Below are 18938 nucleotides of genomic sequence, written 5' to 3'. Positions count from 1 at the left end.
ACCCGTTCGCGGGCCGGCCCTCCGGTGTGCGCGGCGGACGTAACAGCCGCGCGGGGCTCAGGAGATGGTGTAGACCTGCTTGGCGCTCGCCCGGTAGGCGTCGATCGCCCACTCGCGCCACGAGCTGACGCGCAGCTCCAGCTTCTCGCCCTTGTTCAGGGTCCCGGAGACCTTCACGTCGGCGACGCGCGGCGACTTCTTGCAGTCCGCCTCGGCGGACTGCTTCCAGCTCTCGCCGGCGCCTCCGTACTCGAGCCACGCGGTGACCCTGCTGGCCACGTCGCAGGTCGCGTCGGCGGTTCCCACGAAGGAGTATCCGCCCTCGCCGTCCCAGGACAGCGTGCCCTTGACCGTGCCCAGGCCCTGGTAGTTCTTCACCCAGAGGTCGACGGCGGTGGAGCCCGGTGCCACCGAGTTCGGGGCCGCCACCGCGTGGGGCGCGGCCAGGGCCGTCGTGCAGGCGGCGAGCAACACCACGGGAGCCATGCGGGACTTGAGAGTCGAGGTCAGGGAACGCATGTGAACTGATCTCCTTGTCTTCCTGTCGGATTGCATGTTCACGCTAGATCGCCGCGGTGGGCGCTTCCATCCCTCGAACGGGTGAATGATCTTCGGCCAAATCGAAAATCCTGCCGCCTTGATCCGGCTGGGGCACGGTGGTTGACGACGAGTCAGGGCGTGGATGGTGGGCTCCCGAAACGCATCCGGCCGGGCACTCCCGGTGGGGGAGTGCCCGGCCGGATACGTTCCGTCCGTGGCCGGGGCGGGCGCTACTTGACCGCCGCCTTGCCGATGGTGGGCAGGATGAAGTCCTGGATCAGGCCCTTGGCGTCGCGGACGATCGGCCGGAAGACCCGGTAGCGGGACAGGTTGATCATCCGCGCCGCGAGCGGCGTCGAGCGCCGGACGAACTCCCTGGTCCGCTCGGTGTCCGGGGTGCGGTCGAAGACCCAGTACAGCACCACGATCATCAGGTAGAGCCAGAGCACGTCCGGCAGCAGCTCGACCAGTTCGGCGTCCAGCTTGGGCGCCAGCTCCGAGCCCTGGAGGACGTCGCGGAACAGCTCGACCGCCGTCGCCCGGGCCGGGTGGGACTCGTTGGAGAACGGGCTCAGCGAGCTGGTCGGGTCGGCGGCGGTGCGGAAGAACTGCGCGGAGAACTCGTGGTACGGCGCGGCCGTGTCGAGCCAGGAGTCCAGCGCGATCCGCAGCCGCTCGGAGAAGTCCCGGGTGTGGGCCATCCGGCGCCTGGCGTCGGCCGCGTGCTCGTAGGTCATCCGGTCGTAGAACCCCTGGATCAGGAATTCCTTCGCCGAGAAGTAGTAGTAGGCGTTGCCCACCGAGACGCCGGCCTCGGTGGCGATGGCGCGCATGGTGGTCTTCTCGTAGCCCCGTTCCTGGAACAGCCGCATGGCCGTCTCCAGGATCAGAGCACGGGTCGCCTCACTCTTGTCGGTCTTCGGCTGGGCCCGGCCGCCGGGCAGGGGCCCGCCCTCCGGTGCGGGGCCGCCCTCCGGTCCGGGGCCGCCCTCCGGTCCGGGCACGGCCGGAGCCCCGGCCGTGCCGTTCCCGCCGTCCGTTCGGTTCGTCGCTGCCAGGTCGTCCACGAGGACGAGCCTAGCCGGAGACGACGTTCCATCCGGTGTCGGTGTTCGTGGCACCGGATGCCCCCTCCGCACCCGGTACCACGATGACCCCCCGAATTTCGAACGCGTTCAAAAGCTGAGTGGAACTGTAGACGCTTCGGTTGAACATGTTCAACTCCATCTCTGTGGGAGGCTGGTCACATGATCAGTTCAGGACAGATCGTCATTCGGCGCGGCGGAGTGCGGGACGCCGAGGCCGTCGCCGAGCTGCACGCCCACAGCTGGCGCACCACCTACCGGGGGATCGTCCCGGCGGAGGGGCTGGGCGACGGGATGGCGGCCCAGCGGCGCGAGCTGTGGGAACTGCGCCTGGACGCCGACTACGGGGAGCCGGAGAACACGCCCGAGCTCCTGATCGCCGAACGGGCCGGAGCGGTGGTCGGGTTCATCTACCTCGTCCCGCAGCCGGACGGCGGGGTGCTGATCGACAACCTGCACGTGCGCCCCGGCCTGAACGGGGGCGGCATCGGCCGCGAGCTGCTGACCGCGGGCCGCGCCCATGTCGCCGAGCGGCACCCCGGGGCCGCACTCTCCCTGGAGGTGCTGCGGGACAACACCCGCGCGATCGCCTTCTACGAGCGCGAGGGTGCCGAGCGGGTCCGGGCGCAGGAGGGGGAGTTCCCCGGCGGATTCCTGCTGCCCGAGTACGTGTACGCCTGGCCGGCCGAGCGCGTGGCGACCGGGGCCGACCGGCCGGAGCCGGCGGACCGGTAGGAACGGACCGATGGGAACGGATCAGTAGGAACGGATCGGTGGACGTGGAAGCGGCGCCGGAGCGGCCCGGTCAGTCGAAGTCGTAGACCGTCACCGGGACGCCCCGGTCCGTCAGCCGGGCGGTGACCAGCGGCTCGACCCGCTCCCAGCGCCCGCCCGCCAGACCGCAGCCGATCCGCGGCATGTGGACGGAGGCGCCGAGCCGGAGCGCGTGCCCGCCCAGCGCGTCCAGCCCGGTGTCGATCGCCTCGTACCGCACGGGCACCCCGGTGGAGCGCCCCGTCCGGATGCCGCGCTGGCCGACCAGGTTGGCCACCCAGACGTGCGGATCGACCCGCACCAGCTGGACGGCGCCGAGCCCGAAGTCGTTCGTCGCCCGCTCCCGGTGCCAGCGCCGGTACGCCGCCTCCGGCTCGGGCCAGCGTCTGGAGAGCGCGAGCACGAAGCCCTTGCCCCAGCCGCCGAGGTCGTTGCAGACGTGCACGATCACCTTCACGCCCTTGCCGTGCGGCGTGGTGGCATCGCCTCGGACGTAGGTGATTTCCTCCATGCCTCGACGTTAGAGGGAGGCACTGACAATCCGCTCGGAATTATCCGCCGCAGCCGAACCCGCCGAGGCCGCCGCACGTGACGCACCGTCCGAGCCGGGGCCCGAGGCGCCGCCCGGCGTCGCCAGGTGCCGCCGCCCCGCCAGCGCGATCAGCAGCGCGAGCCCGGCGGCCGCGACGGGCAGGGCGTAGCCGGTGCCCGGAGCGGCCCGCTCGGCGACCGCCCCGGCGAGCGCCGCCCCCGCCGAGATGCCGACCACGATGCCGGACACCGCCATCGCCATCCCCTCGTTGAACTGCCGCCGCGGCAGCAGCTCCTGGACCAGCGTCATTCCCGTCACCATGGTCGGTGCGGTGGCGGTGCCGGCCGCGAACAGCGCCACGCCGAGCAGTCCGAGACCGGCCCCGCCCAGTCCGGCGGCGAGCGGCAGCAGCAGCACCGCGACCATCGCCGTGGCGCCGAGCAGGAAGCGCGGGCCCGGCGCCCGACGCGGGGCCAGCAGTCCGAACAGCAGCCCCGCCAGGCAGGAGCCGGCCGCGACCAGGGCCAGCAGCAGGCCGGCCGACGCCTTGTGGCCGAGCGCGTCGGCGTACGCCACGGTGGTGATCTCGGTCGCGCCGAAGACCATGCCGGTCGCCAGGAAGGTCAGCACCAGCACCCGCAGCCCGGGCACCCGCAGCGGGGAGCCGGCTGAGCCGACAGAGCCGGCCGGGACGGGCGGCGGCAGCGGCGGTTCGGTGCGCCGCTGGGCGGCGAACAGCAGGGCGCCGGTGGTGCCGAGGGCACCGGCGGTGACCAGTCCGGCCTCCGGGGCGAACGTGGTGCAGAGCACCATCGCGAGCACCGGTCCGGCCATGAAGCAGAGTTCGTCCAGCGCCTGCTCGAAGGAGTTGGCCAGGTGCCGGGCGGCCGGGTCGTCCCGGTGCAGGTGCGCCCAGCGGGAGCGGGCCATGCCGCCGAGGTTGGGTGCCGCCGCCCAGGCCGCGGAGCAGAGGAGGAGCGTCCAGTCGGGTGCGCCGAGCCGGACGCAGAGCAGCAGGCCGGTCAGCGGAACGGCGTTGTACAGCGCGGCCGGTACCGTCACCCGCGCCTGCCCGTACCGGTCCACCAGCCGTCCGATCAGCGGCATCCCGATCGCGCCGGTGACCAGCCCGGTCGCCGAGACCGCCCCGGCCAGCCCGTACGAGCCGCGCCGTTCGGAGAGCAGCACCACCAGTGCGACGCCGTTCATCGACAGCGCCAGCCGGCCGAGCAGTCCGGTCAGGGTGAAGGCGACGGCGCCGGGGGCCGCGAACAGCCGCCGGTAGGAGGTGAGGAGGGCGCGCGAGGGCATCGGGCTCCTGTGAGCAGGTGGGAAGGGGGTGCCCCCAGCCTGGTGCCGGCGGCGGGCGGCCGTCCAACACCTGTTTCGCCGCACTCACAACACCCTGTTGTTAATCTGCCGCCCATGCCCCGTGACCTGCATCCCCGTCTGCTCCGCGGCTTCGTCGCGACCGCCGAGACCCTGCACTTCGGCCGGGCCGCCGAGCGGCTGCACACCGCCCAGCAGGCGCTCAGCCGGGACGTCCGGACCCTGGAGGGGCTGCTCGGCGACGCGCTGTTCACCCGCACCACCCGCAGCGTCGAACTCACCCCGGCCGGGCGGCGGTTGCTGCCCCGGGCGCGCCGGTTGCTCGCCCTGCACGACGAGATCCTCGCCGAGGCGGCGACCGGGGCCGCGGCCCGGCCGCTGCTGCTCGACCTCAACAGCGACGTCAACGGCCCGGACCTCGCCGCCGACCGGGTGCTCGAACGGGCCCGCGCCGCCTGGCCGGAGGGCGAACTGCTGGCCCGCTTCCACGGCGGGCTGGCCGCGGCCGCCGCCGAGCTCCTGGCCCACCGGCTGGACGCCTCCTTCGGGCGCTTCGCCGGACTGCCCGCCCCGGTGCGCGGTCAACTCGTCCAGCTGCCGGTGCGGTTGGAGCGGGTCTCGGTGATGATGGCGGACACCCATCCGCTGGCCGGCCGCGCCGCCCTGCGCCTGTCGGACCTGGTCGGGCACCCCGTCGACGTCTGCGTGGGCAACCCGGCCACCACCGAGTGGGCCGACCTCGGCACCCGGCTGCTGCGCGAGCACGGCCTGACGGCGGCCGCGCCGTACGCGCCGCCGGTCGGCGTGGACGAGACCGCCCGTTACCTGGTCCGGCACGGTGATCCGATGCTGACCACGGTCGGCGGTCCGCGGATGCCGGGGACGGTGAACGTGCCGCTGGTGGAGCCGGTGCCGCTGACCCTGGTCAGCCTGGTGCACCGGCCCGGCGAGCGTCACCCGGGGCTGCGGGCGCTGGCCGCGGCGGCGGACGAGCTCGGCGCGGCCGAGGGCTGGCTGCGCCGCCCGCCGGGCAGCTGGCTCCCCGCGGCGGACGCGGCGCTGCTGCCCCCGGGGTAGGCGAAAACCGCCCCTGCCCCCGGGGGGAGGGGCAGGGACGGTGCTCAGGGGGCGGCCCGCGACGGGGCGAGGCCGGCCGCGACGGGGGCGACCCGCGACGGGGACGGCCGGCTCAGGCCGCCTTGACGGCGGAGATCTCGAAGCTGAGCTTGACCTTCTCGCCGATCAGCACGCCGCCGGTCTCCAGCGCGGCGTTGTAGGTCAGGCCGAACTCGGTGCGGTCGAGGACGGCCTTGCCCTCGAAGCCGACCCGGTCGGCGCCGTACGCGTCGGTGGCGCTGCCGGTGTACTCCAGGTCGAGCACGACCGGGCGGGTGGTGCCCTTGATGGTGAGGTCGCCGGTCATCCGGTACGAGTCGCCGCCGACCAGCTGGGCGGAGGTGCTGCGGAAGCGGATCTCCGGGTGGGCGTCGGCGGCGAAGAAGTCGCCGGTGCGCAGGTGCTCGTCGCGCTGGGCCTGGTTGGTGTCGACGCTCGCGACCTTGATCACCAGCTCGGCCGTGGAGTTGCCCGGGTGGGTCCCGTCCAGGTGCAGCGCGCCGTCGTACTCGGTGAAGCGGCCCTTGACGTTGGTGACCATGGCGTGGCGGACCGAGAAGCCGATCTCGCTGTGCGTGGTGTCGATCGTCCAGTCGCCGGTCAGGTGGGCGAGGTCCGGGCCGGCCGGGGTCCGGACGGCGGCCGCGGCGGGGGCGGTGACGGTCTTGGTGCGGTTGAACAGGCCCATGGCTTCCTCCTTGGCTCGAAGCCAGTTGTTTAGGCTTCAACTTGTTGGCTCCAGCGTAGGACAACTTCGTTCAACTTTCAACCATGGCGTCCGGGCTTCCCCCGAACGGCTCAGCGGACCGGTCCTGTCGGCCCTCCCGGTTAGGCTGCGAAGGACGGTTCCCACCCCGCCCGGAAGGCCCCCGATGTTCGTCCTGCACGCGCTCTGGCGGGCGGACGGGCGGCTGGCGCTCTGGGCCGAGGACGCCCGCGCCCACCCCGGCGCCCCCGAGCCGCACCCCGACCGGCCCGCCCCGCGCGCCCACCCCTACGCCTGCCCGGCCGGCGAGCTGGCCGCCGTGCTCGGCGGCATCGGCCCGGGCCTCGGCTGGCTCGCCGGCCAGGCCCCCGAGCGCTGGGCCACCCTGCTGCTGCCCACCGTCGGCACCGTCCCCGCACCCTCGCCCGACCTGCCGGTCACCCCGCCGCGCGGCGGCGCCGTGCTCTCCCCCTGGCGGGTCCCGGCCCTGCTCTTCGACGCCGGGGCCGCCGCCCAGCTGCTCGGCGAGGTCTTCGACCCGGTCTGGGCCGTCACCGGCACCGACCTGCCCGGCGCCGGACGGGTCGAGGTGGTCCACGGCCCCTCGCTGCGCTGGCTCACCGGGGTGCACGACCTCGCCTGGCGGACGGTCGGCCGGGGCCGGGTGCTGCCGCTGCCCGTGACCGCCGCCGACGGCCGGCCGCGGGCCCGGTGGCGGCCCGACCCCACCCCGGCCGGGCGCCGCGAGGCCGCCGCCCTGGCCGCCGGCTGCCCGCCCGTCCTGCTGGGGGAGTGGCCGCACGGGCCCGGCAGCGGCGAGGCGCTGCTGGGCGCCGCCCTGGGCGCGCTGGTGGACGCCGAGGCCCGCGCCGCACTGGCGGACACCCCCTTCCCCGCGCCGGGGGAGGCCGTCGCCGAGCGCTGGCTGCACGCCCTCACCACCCCCGACGGCGCGATCGACGGCGCCCCGGCCGGGGAGGTCGCCGAACTGCGCCGCCGGCTCGGCGCCTGGTACGCCGCCGCCGAGCCCGTCGACCCGGCGCTGCGGCTCTGCTTCCGCCTGGTCGAGCCGCTCGGCCCCGACGCGGACGACCCCGAGGGCCGCCCCTCCGACGACGCCTGGCGGCTGGAGTTCCTGCTCCAGGCCGTGGACGAGCCCTCCCTGCTGGTCCGCGCCGCCGACCTGCACGAGGGCGGCGCCGCCCACGCCGCGCTCGCCCGCAAGGCCGCCGACCCGGTCGACGTCCTGGTCGCCGAGCTCGCCCGCGCCGCCCACCGCTGGCCCGCCCTGGACGGGCTGCGCCACCGCTCCCGCCCGTCCGCCCTGCCGCTCGACCGGGCCGGTGCGCTGGACTTCCTGCGCACCGCCGCGCCCGCCCTCGCCGAGGGCGGCTTCGGGGTGCTGCTGCCCGCCTGGTGGCGCCGCCGCCCCCGGCTCGGGCTCGCCCTGCGCGCCACCACCCCGCCCGCGCCCGGCACCCTCGCGGTCAGCAGCCAGGTGGACCGGGACGCCGTGGTCGCCTTCCGGTGGCAGGCCGCGCTCGGCCCGGAGGGGGAACCGCTCACCGAGCGCGAACTGGCCGAACTCGCCGCCGCCAAGCAGGGGTTGGTCCGGGTGCGCGGCACCTGGCTGGAGGCCGACCCGGCCCAGATCGCCGCCGCCCTCGCCTTCCTCGCCGACCGGCGCGACGGCGTGCTCGCCGCCACCGAACTGCTCCGGCTCGCCCTCGACCCGGACGCGACGGTCGCCGGGCTGCCGGTCACCTCGGTGCGCGCGGACGGCCCGCTCGGCGACCTGCTCGCCGGGCGGGGCGGCGCCGCGGTGGCGCCGGAGCTGCCGCCGGACTTCCGGGCCGAGCTGCGCCCGTACCAGGAGCGCGGGCTGGCCTGGCTGCGGACCATGTCCGGGCTCGGCCTCGGCGCCGTACTGGCGGACGACATGGGCCTCGGCAAGACCGTCCAGACGCTCGCCCTGCTGGCTGCGGAGCAGGCCTCCGAGAAGGTCCCCGAGAAGGTCCCCGAGAAGGCCTCCGGGAAGGCCCCCGAACGGCCCGGTGGCGCCGTCGGCCCGACCCTGCTGGTCTGCCCGATGTCCCTGGTCGGCAACTGGCAGCGCGAGGCCGAGCGCTTCGCCCCCGGCCTGCGGCGGTACGTCCACCACGGGGCCGGCCGCCTCGGCGCGGAGCAACTCGCCGAAGCCGTACGGGGCGTGGACCTGGTCATCACCACCTACGGGCTGGTCCAGCGCGACCTCGCCGCCCTGCGCGCGATCCGCTGGCGCCGGGTGGTCGCCGACGAGGCCCAGCACATCAAGAACACCGGCACCGCGCAGTCCCGGGCGATCCGGTCGCTGCCCGTCACCCGGCACCGGATCGCCCTCACCGGCACCCCGGTGGAGAACCGGCTCGCCGAACTGCACGCCGTCCTGGACTTCGCCAACCCCGGCCTGCTCGGCCCGGCCGAGCGCTTCAAGGAGCGCTACGCGATCCCGGTCGAGCTGCACCGCAACCCCGAGCGCACCGCCGAACTCCTGCGCCGCACCGCCCCGTTCGTGCTGCGCCGGGTCAAGTCCGACCCGGCGGTGGCGGCCGAGCTGCCCGCCAAGCAGGAGATGACCGTCTGGTGCAACCTCACCGCCGAGCAGGCCGGCCTCTACCAGGCCGTGGTCGCCGACCTGCTGCGGCGGGTCGAGGGCATCCGGGGCGTGGAGCGGCGCGGCACGGTGCTGGCCTCGATCGGCAAGCTCAAGCAGGTCTGCAACCACCCGGCCCAACTGCTGCACGACGGCTCGGCGGTGGCCGGGCGTTCGGGCAAGGTCGCCCGGCTGGCCGAACTGCTGGAGGAGGCGCTGGCCGAGGGCGACCGGACGCTGGTCTTCACCCAGTACGCCGAGTTCGGCGCGATGCTCCGCCCGTACCTGGAGCGCCGGCTCGGCGAGGAGGTGCTCTACCTGCACGGCGGCCTGGCCCGGGCGCGCCGCGAGGAGCTGGTCGACCGCTTCCAGTCCCCGGACGGGCCGCGGGTGTTCCTGCTCTCGCTGCGGGCCGGCGGCACCGGCCTCAACCTGACCGCCGCCAACCAGGTGATCCACCTGGACCGCTGGTGGAACCCGGCGGTCGAGGAGCAGGCCACCGACCGCGCCTTCCGGATCGGCCAGCGCCGGGACGTCCAGGTCCGCCGACTGGTCTGCGTCGGCACCGTCGAGGAGCGGATCGACGAACTCCTCACCGCCAAACGCTCGTTGGCCGAGGCGGTGGTGGGGGAGGGGGAGCGCTGGCTCACCGACCTGCCGGTCGACGCACTGCGCGAACTGGTCGCCCTCACCCGGGAGGACGCCGTGGCCGAGGAGGACCTATGACCGGTTCCGGCACCGAGGAGGACGTGTGACCGACGAACCGAGACCGCCCGTGGTCAACGTCGCCGCCTACTGGCGCGGCGACTTCACCCTGAGCCCCGCCCCGGCGGAGGAGGAGGACGGCCCGGACGAGCCCTCGCTGCGCCGCCTCGGCCGCTCCGGCATCACCGCGTACGGCCGCGACCTCTCCGCCGTGCTGGCCCCCGCCTACGAGGCCTTCCGGAGCTGAGCGCGACGACTACCGTGCGGTAGCGTCGCGCGGGTGACCGACACCCACGAGACCGGGCCGGCCGGTGAAGCCGGGCAGACCAGCGCGACCGGGCCGACCGACCCCCGGCTGGCCGACTTCGAGCGGCACCGGCGGACGGTCTTCGGCATCGCCTACCGGATGCTCGGCAGCGTCGCCGACGCCGAGGACCTGGTCCAGGACACCTGGCTGCGCTGGAGCGGCGTCACCGGCCCGGTCGCCAGTCCCGGCGGCTTCCTGGCCCGTACGGTCACCAACCTCGCCCTCAACAAGCTGGACTCGGCCGCCGTCCGCCGCGAGTCCTACGTCGGCCCCTGGCTGCCCGAGCCGCTGGTCGCCGAGCCGGACGCGACCGACGGCGTCGAGCGGGCCGAGACCGTCTCGGTCGCCCTGCTGGTGGTGCTGGAGAGCCTGTCCCCGCTGGAGCGGGCGGTGTTCGTGCTCAAGGAGGCCTTCGGCTTCTCCTACCAGGAGATCGCCGAGGCCCTGGACCGCACCGAAGCCGCCTGCCGCCAGGTCGGCAGCCGGGCCCGGGCGCACGTGCGCGCCCGCCGGCCGCGCTACGACGCCCCGCCCGAGCTGCGCCGCCGTGCCACCGACGAGTTCCTGTCGGCCTGCGTCGGCGGCGACCTCAACCGGATGCTGGAACTGCTCGCCCCCGACGTCACCAGCTGGACGGACGGCGGCGGGGTGATCAGCGCCGCGCTGCGGCCGGTCACCGGCGCCGACAACGTCGCCCGCTTCGTCCTCGGGGTGCTCCGCCGGCTGGGCGAGGGGGCCGGTGTCCGTCCGGTGCTGGTCAACGGCGTGCCCGGCGTGCTGGTCACCGTGGACGGCGCGGTCGACTCCGTCACCGTCTTCGAGTTCGCCGAGCAGCCCGACGGCGCCGTGCGGATCTCCGAGATCCGGGCGGTCCGCAACCCGCGCAAGCTGGCCCACCTGGCCGGCCCGGCCCCCGCCCCCGGCGCCGACGGCAGCGCCGACCGCTCCGGCCCGGCTTGACCCTCGACCAGGTCGAGCCCGCAGAGTCACCGGCATGGAGAGCGAGCTGCACAGCATCGGCGAACTGGCCCGCGCCAGCGGCCTGGGCGTCGGCACCCTGCGCTACTACGACGGCGCCGAGGTGCTCACCCCCGCCTGGGTGGACCCGCAGACCGGCTACCGCTGGTACCGGCCCGGCCAGCTCGCCGACGCCCGGCTGCTGGCCCGGCTGCGCCGGGTCGGCCTGCCGCTGGCCGGCATCCGCGCCGTGCTCGGCGCCGCGCCCGGCAGCGGCGGGGCCCGGCAGGTGCTCGACGCACACCTGCGCCGGCTGGAGGACGGCCTCGCCGACGCCCGCCGCGAGCTCTCCCTGATCCACGCGATGATCGACCAGAGGGAGCAGCCGATGACCACCACCCCCGCCGGACTCCGGCTCACCGTCCCGGCCGAGGAGCTCGCGGCCGCCCTGGACGCGGTCCGCTTCGCGGTCTGCGGGCGCCCGGAGCTGCCCTCGCTCGCCGGCGTGCTCTTCGAACCGGACGGACCGGTGCTGCGCCTGGTCGCCACCGACCGCTACCGGATGGCCTTCGCCGAGGTGCCCGCCACCGGCGACACGCCCGAGCAGCCGGTGGCCGGCACCGTCGTCCCGACCGCGCTGGTGGACGCGCTGCGCGCACTGCTCGGCGCGGGCCCGGCCGAGGTGGCGCTCACCCTCGGGGACGGACCGGTCCGGGCCGAGGTCGGGGAGCACCGCATCGAGGGCGTCGCGTTGGACGTCGACTACCCCGACCACCGGGCCGTCACCCGGCTCGAACCGGAGCACCGGATCACCCTGTCCGCCGCCGAACTGCGCGCCGCCGTCGAGACCGGCGCCACCCGCACCCTGCCCTCCGGCCCGGACGGCGCCGACTGCGAGGTCACCGTCCTGACCCTGGCCGGGGACGGAAGCCTGACGGTCGCCGACGACCCGGCCCCCGAGGGCTACCGACTGGCCGTCAACCGGGACTTCCTGCTCGACGCCCTCGACGCCGGGCGGCCCGGACAGCTGCTCCTCGAGCTCGGCGGCCCGATCGCCCCGTTGGCCGTCCGCACCCCCGGGCGGGCGGGCACCTTCTCGGTCCTGATGCCCGTCCGGCTGCCCGAGTCCGCCTGACCGCCTCGGCCTGACCGCTTGACGGCCGCGGCCTGACCGGCCTGACCGGCCGGGCCTGCGCGGGCTCTGGAAGGATCACCGCATGAGCCCGCACACCGATCCCCGTGCCTCCGAGGTCCACGTCCCGGCTCCCGGCGGCGGCCGGCTGTGGGCGGAGCGCCGCGGCACCGGCAGCCCGGTGGTCCTGCTGCACGGCTCCGGCATGGACTCCCGGCTGTGGGACGCCGTCGCCCCGGCGCTGTCCCGGCACCACGACGTGATCCGCTACGACGCCCGCGGCCTCGGCCGGTCCGCCGCGCCGGAGCGGGCCTTCGACGACGTCGCGGACCTGCTCGCCGTCCTGGACCGCTTCGGTCTGCGCCGCGCCGCGCTGGTCGGCCTGAGCATGGGCGGGGAGACCGCGCTGGACTTCGCCCTCGCCCACCCCGACCGGGTCGCCGCGCTCGGCCTGGTCGGCGCCTCGGTCAGCGGCCACGACTGGCCGCCGTCCCCGGAGACCACCGCCTACGCCGAGGCCCGGCGCCGGGGCGACACGGCGGCGCTGGCCGCGCTGGAGCTCTCCGTCTGGGCCGCCATGGGCCGCGACGCGCCGGGCGGCGAGCTGGTCGCGACGATGGTCGAGGAGAACGCGGCCCGCCGGATCGTCAGCGAGCACCACCTCGCGGGCGCGCCGGCCCGGGCGGCCGAACCGCTCCTCGGCACCGTCGCCGCGCCCACCCTGGTCGTCCACGGCGACCGCGACCACCCGGAGATCGCGGCGATCGCCCGGCGGCTCGCCGCCGACATCCCCGGCGCCCGCGGCCACCTCGTCCCGGACGCCGACCACTACCTCCCGCTGCGCACCCCCGAACGGCTCATCGAGCTCCTCCTCGCCCACCTGGCCTGACCCCCGGCCCCGGCCCGCCCACCCGGTCGGTCTCCCGGCAGGGCCCGTTTGCTGCCGCTAGCACCCTGCTTGCATTTGCAAGCAGGGTGTTGCAGGCTGTCCGCATGGCCTCACTGAACGTCGGCTCGCTGGGCGAGTACATCCGCGAGCAGCGCCGCAACGCCCAGTACTCGCTGCGGCAGCTGGCGGAGGCCGCCGGCGTGTCCAACCCGTACCTCAGCCAGATCGAGCGCGGGCTGCGCAAGCCGAGTGCGGAGATCCTCCAGCAGATCGCCAAGGCGCTGCGGATCTCGGCGGAGACGCTGTACGTCCAGGCCGGGATCCTGGAGGAGCGGCGGGGCGAGGGCCTGGAGCTGCGGGCCTCGATCCTGGCCGATCCGCTGATCAACGAGCAGCAGAAGCAGGCGCTGCTCGCGGTCTACGACGCCTTCCTCAAGGAGAACGCGTCGTCGGCTCCCAAGCCGACGGCCGACGGCCCAGCCACCCAGAACACCCACCGGGAGGACCGGTAACCATGCCCATCACCGACGAGATCAAGAAGACCCTCGGCGACCCGACCCCGCTGTACGCCCTGGCCGGCGCCGGGGACCTCGCGTACGAGAAGCTGCGCGAGGTGCCGGGCCGGGTCGAGGCGCTGGCGGCGGACCGCAAGGGTGCGCAGGAGAAGGCGACCGCCAGGCTCCAGGAGGCGCAGTCGCTGCTGACCGGGGCGCAGGCCAAGGTCACCGAGACCGTCACCACCCTGCCGACCGACCTCAAGGCCCTGCAGGAGCGGGCCCAGGGCTTCGCCCTGCAGCAGGTGGCCCGCGCGGTCGAGCTGGCGGTGAAGGCCAAGGAGACGTACGACGAGCTGGCCGAGCGCGGCAAGGTCGTGGTGGACAAGGCCCGCCCGGGCACGCCGGACGAGGCCGAGCGGCCCGAGCCGGCCGCGGAGCTGGTCGAGGCCGAGCCGGCGGCGGAGGTCGCGGAGGTCGTGGAGGTCTCGGAGCTCGCGGAGGTCGACGCCGAGCCCGCCCCGAAGAAGTCCGCGCGGGCCCGCAAGGGCGCCGCCGACGCCGCGGAGTGACCCGGGGCGTGTCCGACACGCCCCCGTACCCCGTGGGGCACATCCGGTGACCACGGGACGTTGAGCCCGTCGCGGACGGTCGTCGTGCCAGGATGGGCAGCGGTCGCAGCGCCGGAGTCGAGAGCAGAGGAGATCGAAATGGTCGGAGTGTTGCAGATTCTGGCCTTTTCCTACCTGAACCCGATCTGGTGGGCGACCATCGCCATCCTCGCCTACAAGCTGTTCGCCCTGGCCGACGCGGTCACCCGCCGGGAGGACGCCTACCGGGCGGCCGACAAGAAGACCAAGGGCTTCTGGGTGGCGATCCTGGCGATCTCCTTCGGCTGGGACTTCCTGTTCGGGGTGAACTTCTTCACCGGCATCGGCACCCTGGCCGGCCTGGTCGCCTCGATCGTCTACGTGGTGGACGTCCGCCCGGCGATCCGGGCGCTGACCGGCGGCAGCGGCGGCCGGGGCGGTCGGAGCAACACCGGGCCGTACGGCCCCTGGTAGGAGCGGCAGCCGACAACGCGACGGCCCGGGCGGGGAGTTCACCCGCCCGGGCCGTCGCGTTGTCCGCCCTCGTTCTTCGTCGACCGCTTCCGCGTCCGTCCGCGCGCCCCTCGGCCGGGGATCAGCCGAGGATCAGCTGCACCGGGTTGCGCTCCAGCAGCAGCACCGCGACGTCGTCGGTCAGCGCGCCGCCGTTCAGCTCCTCGACCTCGGCGATGGCGCTGTCGATCAGCCGCCCCCGGGTCAGTCCGGCGGCCTGGTGGTCGCCGATCAGGTCCGCGAGCCCGTCCTGGCCCAGCCGGCGCGATCCGGCCCCGACCCGGCCCTCGATCAGTCCGTCGGTGTAGAGCAACAGCCGCCAGCCGGCCCGCAGTTCGACCTCGTGGGCGGGCCAGGCGGACTGCCCGTCGTGGCACGGAAGCAGGCCGAGCGCGGGCCCGGCGAGGTCGGCGGGCAGGGTGATCGGCTCGTGGTCCCGGCCGAGCAGCAGCGGCGCCGGGTGCCCGGCGAGGTAGAGCCGGGCCCGCTCGCCGGTGCCGAGCGAGTCGAGGCCGCTGCCGGGGCCGCCGGGCTCGATGACCAGCATGCAGAGCGTCGCGAAGATCTCGTCGCTGCGCCGTTCGTGCTCCAGCACGTGCTGGAGGGTGGTGAGCAGGGTCTCGCCGGTGAGGCCCGCGAAGACCAGAGTGCGCCACGCTATCCGGAGCGCGACGCCGAGCGCGGCCTCGTCCGGGCCGTGGCCGCAGACGTCGCCGATCACGACGTGGACGGCGCCGTCGTCGGTGCGCACGGCGTCGTAGAAGTCGCCGCCGAGCAGTGCGCGGCGGCGGCCGGGGCGGTAGCGCCGGGTGAAGGAGAGCCCGGCGCCGTCGAGCAGCGGGGTGGGCAGCAGGTGGCGCTGGAGGCGGGCGTTCTCCTGGCCGCGCAACTCGGCCTCGACCAGGCGGCGCTGGGACTCGTCGGCGCGCTTGCGCTCGACGGCGTAGCGCAGGGCGCGGGCGAGCAGCGGGCCGTCCGTCTCGTGCTTGAGCAGGAAGTCCTGGGCGCCGGCGGCGACGGCGGCCGCCCCGAGTTCGGCCCCGGCGGCGTCGGTGAGCACCACGACCGGGGTGTGCGGGGCCCGGCGGAGCAGCTCGTGCAGGCCCTCCAGCCCGTCCGAGGAGTCGGTCGGGTGCGGCAGGTCGGCGGGCGCGGCGAGGTCGAGCAGCACGCAGCCGAACTCGGGGGTGCGGGAGCGCCCGCGCCGGGCCCAGTTCACGGGCGGGGCGAGCAGTTCGGTGGCCTGGTCCAGGCCGCGGGCCCAGTGGATCTCGATCGAGGTGCCGCTGTCGGCCACCGCCGCCTTGATCAGCTGGGCGTCCGAGGCGTCGTCCTCGATGACCAGCAGCCGCAGCGGGGCGCCGTCGGCCGGTCCGTCCGCCGCCGGGCCGCCCGGGTCGGAGATGTGGGACGGGTGGGAGGCGTGCGCGGCCCGCGAGCGGGGGTGGGGTATCGGGGGAGCCGCCGAGGCCGGTCCGGTCGTGACGCGGCTTCGGGCATGACCGACGGGGGCGCCGTCATGGGCGCCCGGCAGGCCCGCGGCACCAGGTGCCCGCCCGTCTCCCGTTGCGGGCATCGGTGGTTCCTCCCTTTCCCCGACTGCGTAACGGTCGACGTCCGTCCGCAGTGCCCGCCTGGCACCGCGCGTCGGGGAACTTCTCGCGACCATAACGTGATCTCCGGGGATTTCTCTGGCCGACCGGCGCCGTTGTGGCTATTGCCACGCCGGTGGTGGTGTGGTGACTGGACTCGGACGAGCACCCGGGCTCCGTCGGGTGGCTGCCGGAAGGGCTGCCGGGCGGCTCCGGGAAAGGGGAGAGGGCGATGGTTGCGCGGATCACTCTGGTGGAGGGTGACATCACGGAACAGCCGGTGGACGTCGTGGTGAACGCCGCCAACTCGTCGTGGTGCACACCGTCGGGCCGGTGTACCGGGCGGAGGAGTACGAGGAGCGGGCGGGGCTGCTGCGGGCCCGGCGGGAGCTGTTCGGCCGGGGGGTCTGAGGGCGGGACCATCGTGGCGTGTCGGGGCGTCAACACGCCAGAGATATTCGATAACTCGTTCGAGTGAACGTATCGAATCGCTCACCGGCTCCCGGCGCGCACCGCCCGCACGGCGGCCACGACGGCCACGGCGGCTACGGCGCGAGCGCCGACCAGGGCACCGTGACCTCACCCTGCCGCCACCGCCCGCGCGCGTCCACCAGCGGCCAGCTGCCCGCCAGCGCCGTGCAGGCCGCCACCCAGCGCTGCCGCGCCCCGAACGCCCCGTACGGCGCGGCCGCCGCCCAGGCCCGGTCGAAGTCGGCCAGGAAGGCGTGCACGGGCCGCCCCGGCACGTTGTGGTGGATCAGCGCCTTCGGCAGCCGCTCGGCCAGGTCGGAGGGCTGGCCCAGGCCGCCCAGCCGGGCCGCGAAGGTCACCGTCCGGGGCCCCTCCGGGCCGAGCGCGACCCAGACGTGCCGCCGGCCGATCTCGTCGCAGGTGCCCTCGACCAGCAGCCCGTCCGGGGCGAGCCGCGCGCACAGCCGCTCCCACACCCCGGCGACCGCCGACTCGTCGTACTGCCGGAGCACGTTCGCGGCCCGGATCAGCTGGGCCGGCCCGCCGCCGTCCAGCGGCACCTCGAAGCCCCCGCGCCGGAAGGTGAGCAGCGGCGGCTCGGCGTACGGCAGGGCGGCGGCGACCCGCTCCGGCTCGATCTCGATCCCGACCACCCGGACGTCCGGCCGCACGGTGCGCAGCCGCCCGGCCAGTTCGACGGCGGTCCACGGCGCGGCGCCGTAGCCGAGGTCCACCGCGACCGGCGGCCGTCCGGCGGCGCGCAGCGCGCGGCCGAGGGTGTGGGCGATCCAGCGGTCCATCCGGCGCAGCCGGTTGGTGTTGGTGGTGCCCCGGGTGACCGTCCCGACCGGGCGCCCGGTCCGTCCGCGGGCGGGCGCGGCGGGAGCGGGGTCGAAGGAGGCAGCCATGCCCAGAAGGGTAGTCGGGTCGCCGACGGCACCGTGCTGACCTGGGGCGATGGCGGCCGTTCCGGCCGGTGGGCCGGGGCGGGAATGCCGGACGCGGTCCGTGTGGTTGGCACCCTGATGGTGATGTGTGCCCGGACGGGGCAGCGCACACCGGACAACGGGCGGCCCGGCGCGGACCGCCTCGACGGGCCGCACAGAGGAGGCTTCAGCCAGGTGATCCAGCACCCCGTCCGTTCGGTACGCCGGGCCCAGCCCGCCGCGCCCGCGCGCGGCCGGCTCCAGTCGCTCGTCCCCGGCCGCCGCCGCCCGCGCCGGATAGCCATGCTGAGCGTCCACACCTCGCCGCTGCACCAGCCCGGCACCGGGGACGCCGGCGGGATGAACGTCTACATCGTGGAGCTGGCCAAGCGCCTGGCCGACCTCAACATCGAGGTCGAGGTGTTCACCCGGTCGATCTGCTCGGACGACGCGCCGACGGTCGAGCTGGCCCCGGGCGTGCTGGTCCGCCACGTCACCGCCGGTCCGTACGAGGGCCTGGTCAAGGAGGACCTGCCGGCCCAGCTGTGCGCCTTCACCCACGGGGTGCTGCGGACGGAGGCGGGCCACCGCCCCGGCCACTACGACCTGGTGCACTCGCACTACTGGCTCTCCGGGCAGGTCGGCTGGCTGGCCGCGCAGCGCTGGGGGGTGCCGCTGGTGCACACCATGCACACCATGGCGAAGGTCAAGAACGCCGCGCTGGCCGAGGGCGACACGCCCGAGCCCGCGGCCCGGGTGATCGGTGAGACCCAGGTGGTGGAGGCGGCCGACCGGCTGATCGCCAACACCACCGAGGAGGCCGCCGAGCTGGCGCTGCACTACGCCGCCCGGCCGGACCAGCTGGCCGTCGTGCACCCCGGGGTCAACCTGGACGTCTTCCGCCCCGGCGGGCCGCGGACGCCCGCCGCCGCGCGGGCCCGGCTGGGCCTGCCGCAGGACGCCGCGGTGCTGCTGTTCGCGGGCCGGATCCAGCCGCTGAAGGCCCCGGACGTGCTGCTGCGGGCGGTCGCCGCGCTGCTGGGCCGCCGCCCGGAACTGCGCGAGCGCCTGGTGGTGCCGGTGGTCGGCGGGCCGTCCGGCACCGGGCTGGCCCGGCCGGAGAGCCTGCACAAGCTCGCCGCCCAGCTGGGCATCGGCGACGTGGTGCGGTTCCACCCGCCGGTCGGCCAGCCGGATCTCGCCGACTGGTACCGCGCGGCGTCGGCGCTGGTGATGCCCTCGTACAGCGAGTCCTTCGGGCTGGTCGCGCTGGAGGCGCAGGCCTGCGGCACCCCGGTGGTGGCGGCCTCGGTCGGCGGCCTGCCGGTCGCGGTGCGGGACGGCGAGACCGGCACCCTGGTGCAGGGCCACGACCCGCTGGACTGGTCGTACGCGCTGGAGCCGTACGTCACCGACCGGGGCCTCGCGGCCCGGCGCGGCGAGGCGGCGGCCCGGCACGCGTCCCGCTTCGGCTGGGACACGGCCGCGGCGACCACCGCCGAGGTGTACGCCGGGAGCATGGCCCGCCCGGCGGGCCGGCTGGCCGGGGTCCGTCGCCGACCGGCCTGAGCGGAAGCCCGGGCGGAAGCCCCGGGGCCGAGCGGCCTGGGGCTGCGCCCGCCCGGTACCGACGAGTAACGTCACCCCC

General features: G+C 75.3%; 18 protein-coding genes. 11 read left to right on the top strand and 7 right to left on the bottom strand.

Features of this window, described 5'->3' with window-relative positions:
* Positions 1 to 57 precede the first annotated feature (57 nt).
* Positions 58 to 519, bottom strand: coding sequence for a hypothetical protein (locus ACFVU7_RS11525; protein WP_074001741.1), 462 nt, complete (start codon positions 517 to 519; stop codon positions 58 to 60).
* Between the two features lie 251 nt (positions 520 to 770).
* Positions 771 to 1607: a TetR family transcriptional regulator gene (locus ACFVU7_RS11520; protein WP_388044938.1), complete on the bottom strand. Its 837-nt coding sequence runs from the start codon at positions 1605 to 1607 to the stop codon at positions 771 to 773.
* A 180-nt stretch (positions 1608 to 1787) separates the two neighbouring features.
* Between ACFVU7_RS11520 and ACFVU7_RS11515 the strand changes: the two genes are divergently transcribed.
* On the top strand, positions 1788 to 2360 hold the full coding sequence (locus ACFVU7_RS11515) for a GNAT family N-acetyltransferase (protein ID WP_107086613.1): 573 nt from the start codon (positions 1788 to 1790) through the stop codon (positions 2358 to 2360).
* Between the two features lie 70 nt (positions 2361 to 2430).
* On the opposite strand, the gene ACFVU7_RS11510 is transcribed toward ACFVU7_RS11515, so the two are convergent.
* Complete coding sequence (locus tag ACFVU7_RS11510; protein WP_388044937.1) at positions 2431 to 2910, bottom strand: macro domain-containing protein; 480 nt, start codon at positions 2908 to 2910, stop codon at positions 2431 to 2433.
* 9 nt (positions 2911 to 2919) lie between these two features.
* Positions 2920 to 4242, bottom strand: a complete 1323-nt coding sequence (locus ACFVU7_RS11505; RefSeq protein WP_388044936.1) for an MFS transporter — start codon at positions 4240 to 4242, stop codon at positions 2920 to 2922.
* A gap of 114 nt (positions 4243 to 4356) precedes the next feature.
* On the opposite strand from ACFVU7_RS11505, the gene ACFVU7_RS11500 reads away from it, so the two are divergent.
* Positions 4357 to 5337, top strand: coding sequence for a LysR family transcriptional regulator (locus ACFVU7_RS11500; RefSeq protein ID WP_388044934.1), 981 nt, complete (start codon positions 4357 to 4359; stop codon positions 5335 to 5337).
* Positions 5338 to 5449: 112 nt separating this feature from the next.
* Here ACFVU7_RS11500 and ACFVU7_RS11495 read toward each other — a convergent pair whose 3' ends face one another.
* On the bottom strand, positions 5450 to 6064 hold the full coding sequence (locus ACFVU7_RS11495; protein WP_049661334.1) for a YceI family protein: 615 nt from the start codon (positions 6062 to 6064) through the stop codon (positions 5450 to 5452).
* Positions 6065 to 6248: 184 nt separating this feature from the next.
* Here ACFVU7_RS11495 and ACFVU7_RS11490 point away from each other — a divergent pair, with 184 nt between their 5' ends.
* The 8 genes from ACFVU7_RS11490 to ACFVU7_RS11455 all read left to right on the top strand — a co-directional run bounded on the left by ACFVU7_RS11490 (position 6249) and on the right by ACFVU7_RS11455 (position 14262).
* Entirely contained in the window at positions 6249 to 9440 is a 3192-nt protein-coding gene (locus ACFVU7_RS11490) for an SNF2-related protein (RefSeq protein ID WP_388044933.1), read from the top strand.
* 25 nt (positions 9441 to 9465) lie between these two features.
* The gene (locus ACFVU7_RS11485) at positions 9466 to 9666 is read left to right on the top strand and encodes a hypothetical protein (RefSeq protein ID WP_049654144.1); all 201 of its coding nucleotides are present in this window, start codon (positions 9466 to 9468) and stop codon (positions 9664 to 9666) included.
* A 33-nt stretch (positions 9667 to 9699) separates the two neighbouring features.
* Entirely contained in the window at positions 9700 to 10686 is a 987-nt protein-coding gene (locus ACFVU7_RS11480; RefSeq protein WP_388044932.1) for an RNA polymerase sigma-70 factor, read from the top strand.
* Positions 10687 to 10720: 34 nt separating this feature from the next.
* The gene (locus tag ACFVU7_RS11475) at positions 10721 to 11818 is read left to right on the top strand and encodes a MerR family transcriptional regulator (RefSeq protein WP_049654146.1); all 1098 of its coding nucleotides are present in this window, start codon (positions 10721 to 10723) and stop codon (positions 11816 to 11818) included.
* 82 nt (positions 11819 to 11900) lie between these two features.
* Positions 11901 to 12704 carry an alpha/beta fold hydrolase gene (locus tag ACFVU7_RS11470; RefSeq protein WP_388044931.1) on the top strand — a complete coding sequence of 268 codons (804 nt, stop codon included), beginning with the start codon at positions 11901 to 11903 and terminating at the stop codon, positions 12702 to 12704.
* A 104-nt stretch (positions 12705 to 12808) separates the two neighbouring features.
* Complete coding sequence (locus tag ACFVU7_RS11465) at positions 12809 to 13216, top strand: helix-turn-helix domain-containing protein (protein ID WP_049654148.1); 408 nt, start codon at positions 12809 to 12811, stop codon at positions 13214 to 13216.
* 2 nt (positions 13217 to 13218) lie between these two features.
* On the top strand, positions 13219 to 13770 hold the full coding sequence (locus ACFVU7_RS11460; RefSeq protein WP_388044930.1) for a hypothetical protein: 552 nt from the start codon (positions 13219 to 13221) through the stop codon (positions 13768 to 13770).
* 138 nt (positions 13771 to 13908) lie between these two features.
* A complete protein-coding gene (locus ACFVU7_RS11455; RefSeq protein ID WP_049654152.1) occupies positions 13909 to 14262 on the top strand; it encodes a DUF2516 family protein in 354 nt (117 codons plus the stop codon).
* A gap of 121 nt (positions 14263 to 14383) precedes the next feature.
* On the opposite strand, the gene ACFVU7_RS11450 is transcribed toward ACFVU7_RS11455, so the two are convergent.
* Together ACFVU7_RS11450 and ACFVU7_RS11445 are read right to left on the bottom strand one after the other, a co-directional pair.
* Positions 14384 to 15877, bottom strand: coding sequence for a PP2C family protein-serine/threonine phosphatase (locus tag ACFVU7_RS11450; RefSeq protein ID WP_049654153.1), 1494 nt, complete (start codon positions 15875 to 15877; stop codon positions 14384 to 14386).
* Between the two features lie 561 nt (positions 15878 to 16438).
* A complete protein-coding gene (locus ACFVU7_RS11445) occupies positions 16439 to 17272 on the bottom strand; it encodes an SAM-dependent methyltransferase (protein WP_074001731.1) in 834 nt (277 codons plus the stop codon).
* A 216-nt stretch (positions 17273 to 17488) separates the two neighbouring features.
* Here ACFVU7_RS11445 and mshA point away from each other — a divergent pair, with 216 nt between their 5' ends.
* Complete coding sequence (mshA, locus tag ACFVU7_RS11440; RefSeq protein WP_369808316.1) at positions 17489 to 18859, top strand: D-inositol-3-phosphate glycosyltransferase; 1371 nt, start codon at positions 17489 to 17491, stop codon at positions 18857 to 18859.
* Positions 18860 to 18938 lie beyond the last annotated feature (79 nt).

It is taken from the genome of Kitasatospora sp. NPDC058046 (assembly GCF_042885595.1).
In the GTDB taxonomy this organism is placed as follows: domain Bacteria; phylum Actinomycetota; class Actinomycetes; order Streptomycetales; family Streptomycetaceae; genus Kitasatospora.
Note: the sequence above shows the minus strand (reverse complement) of the source record. Positions and strands in the feature narration are given on the sequence as shown.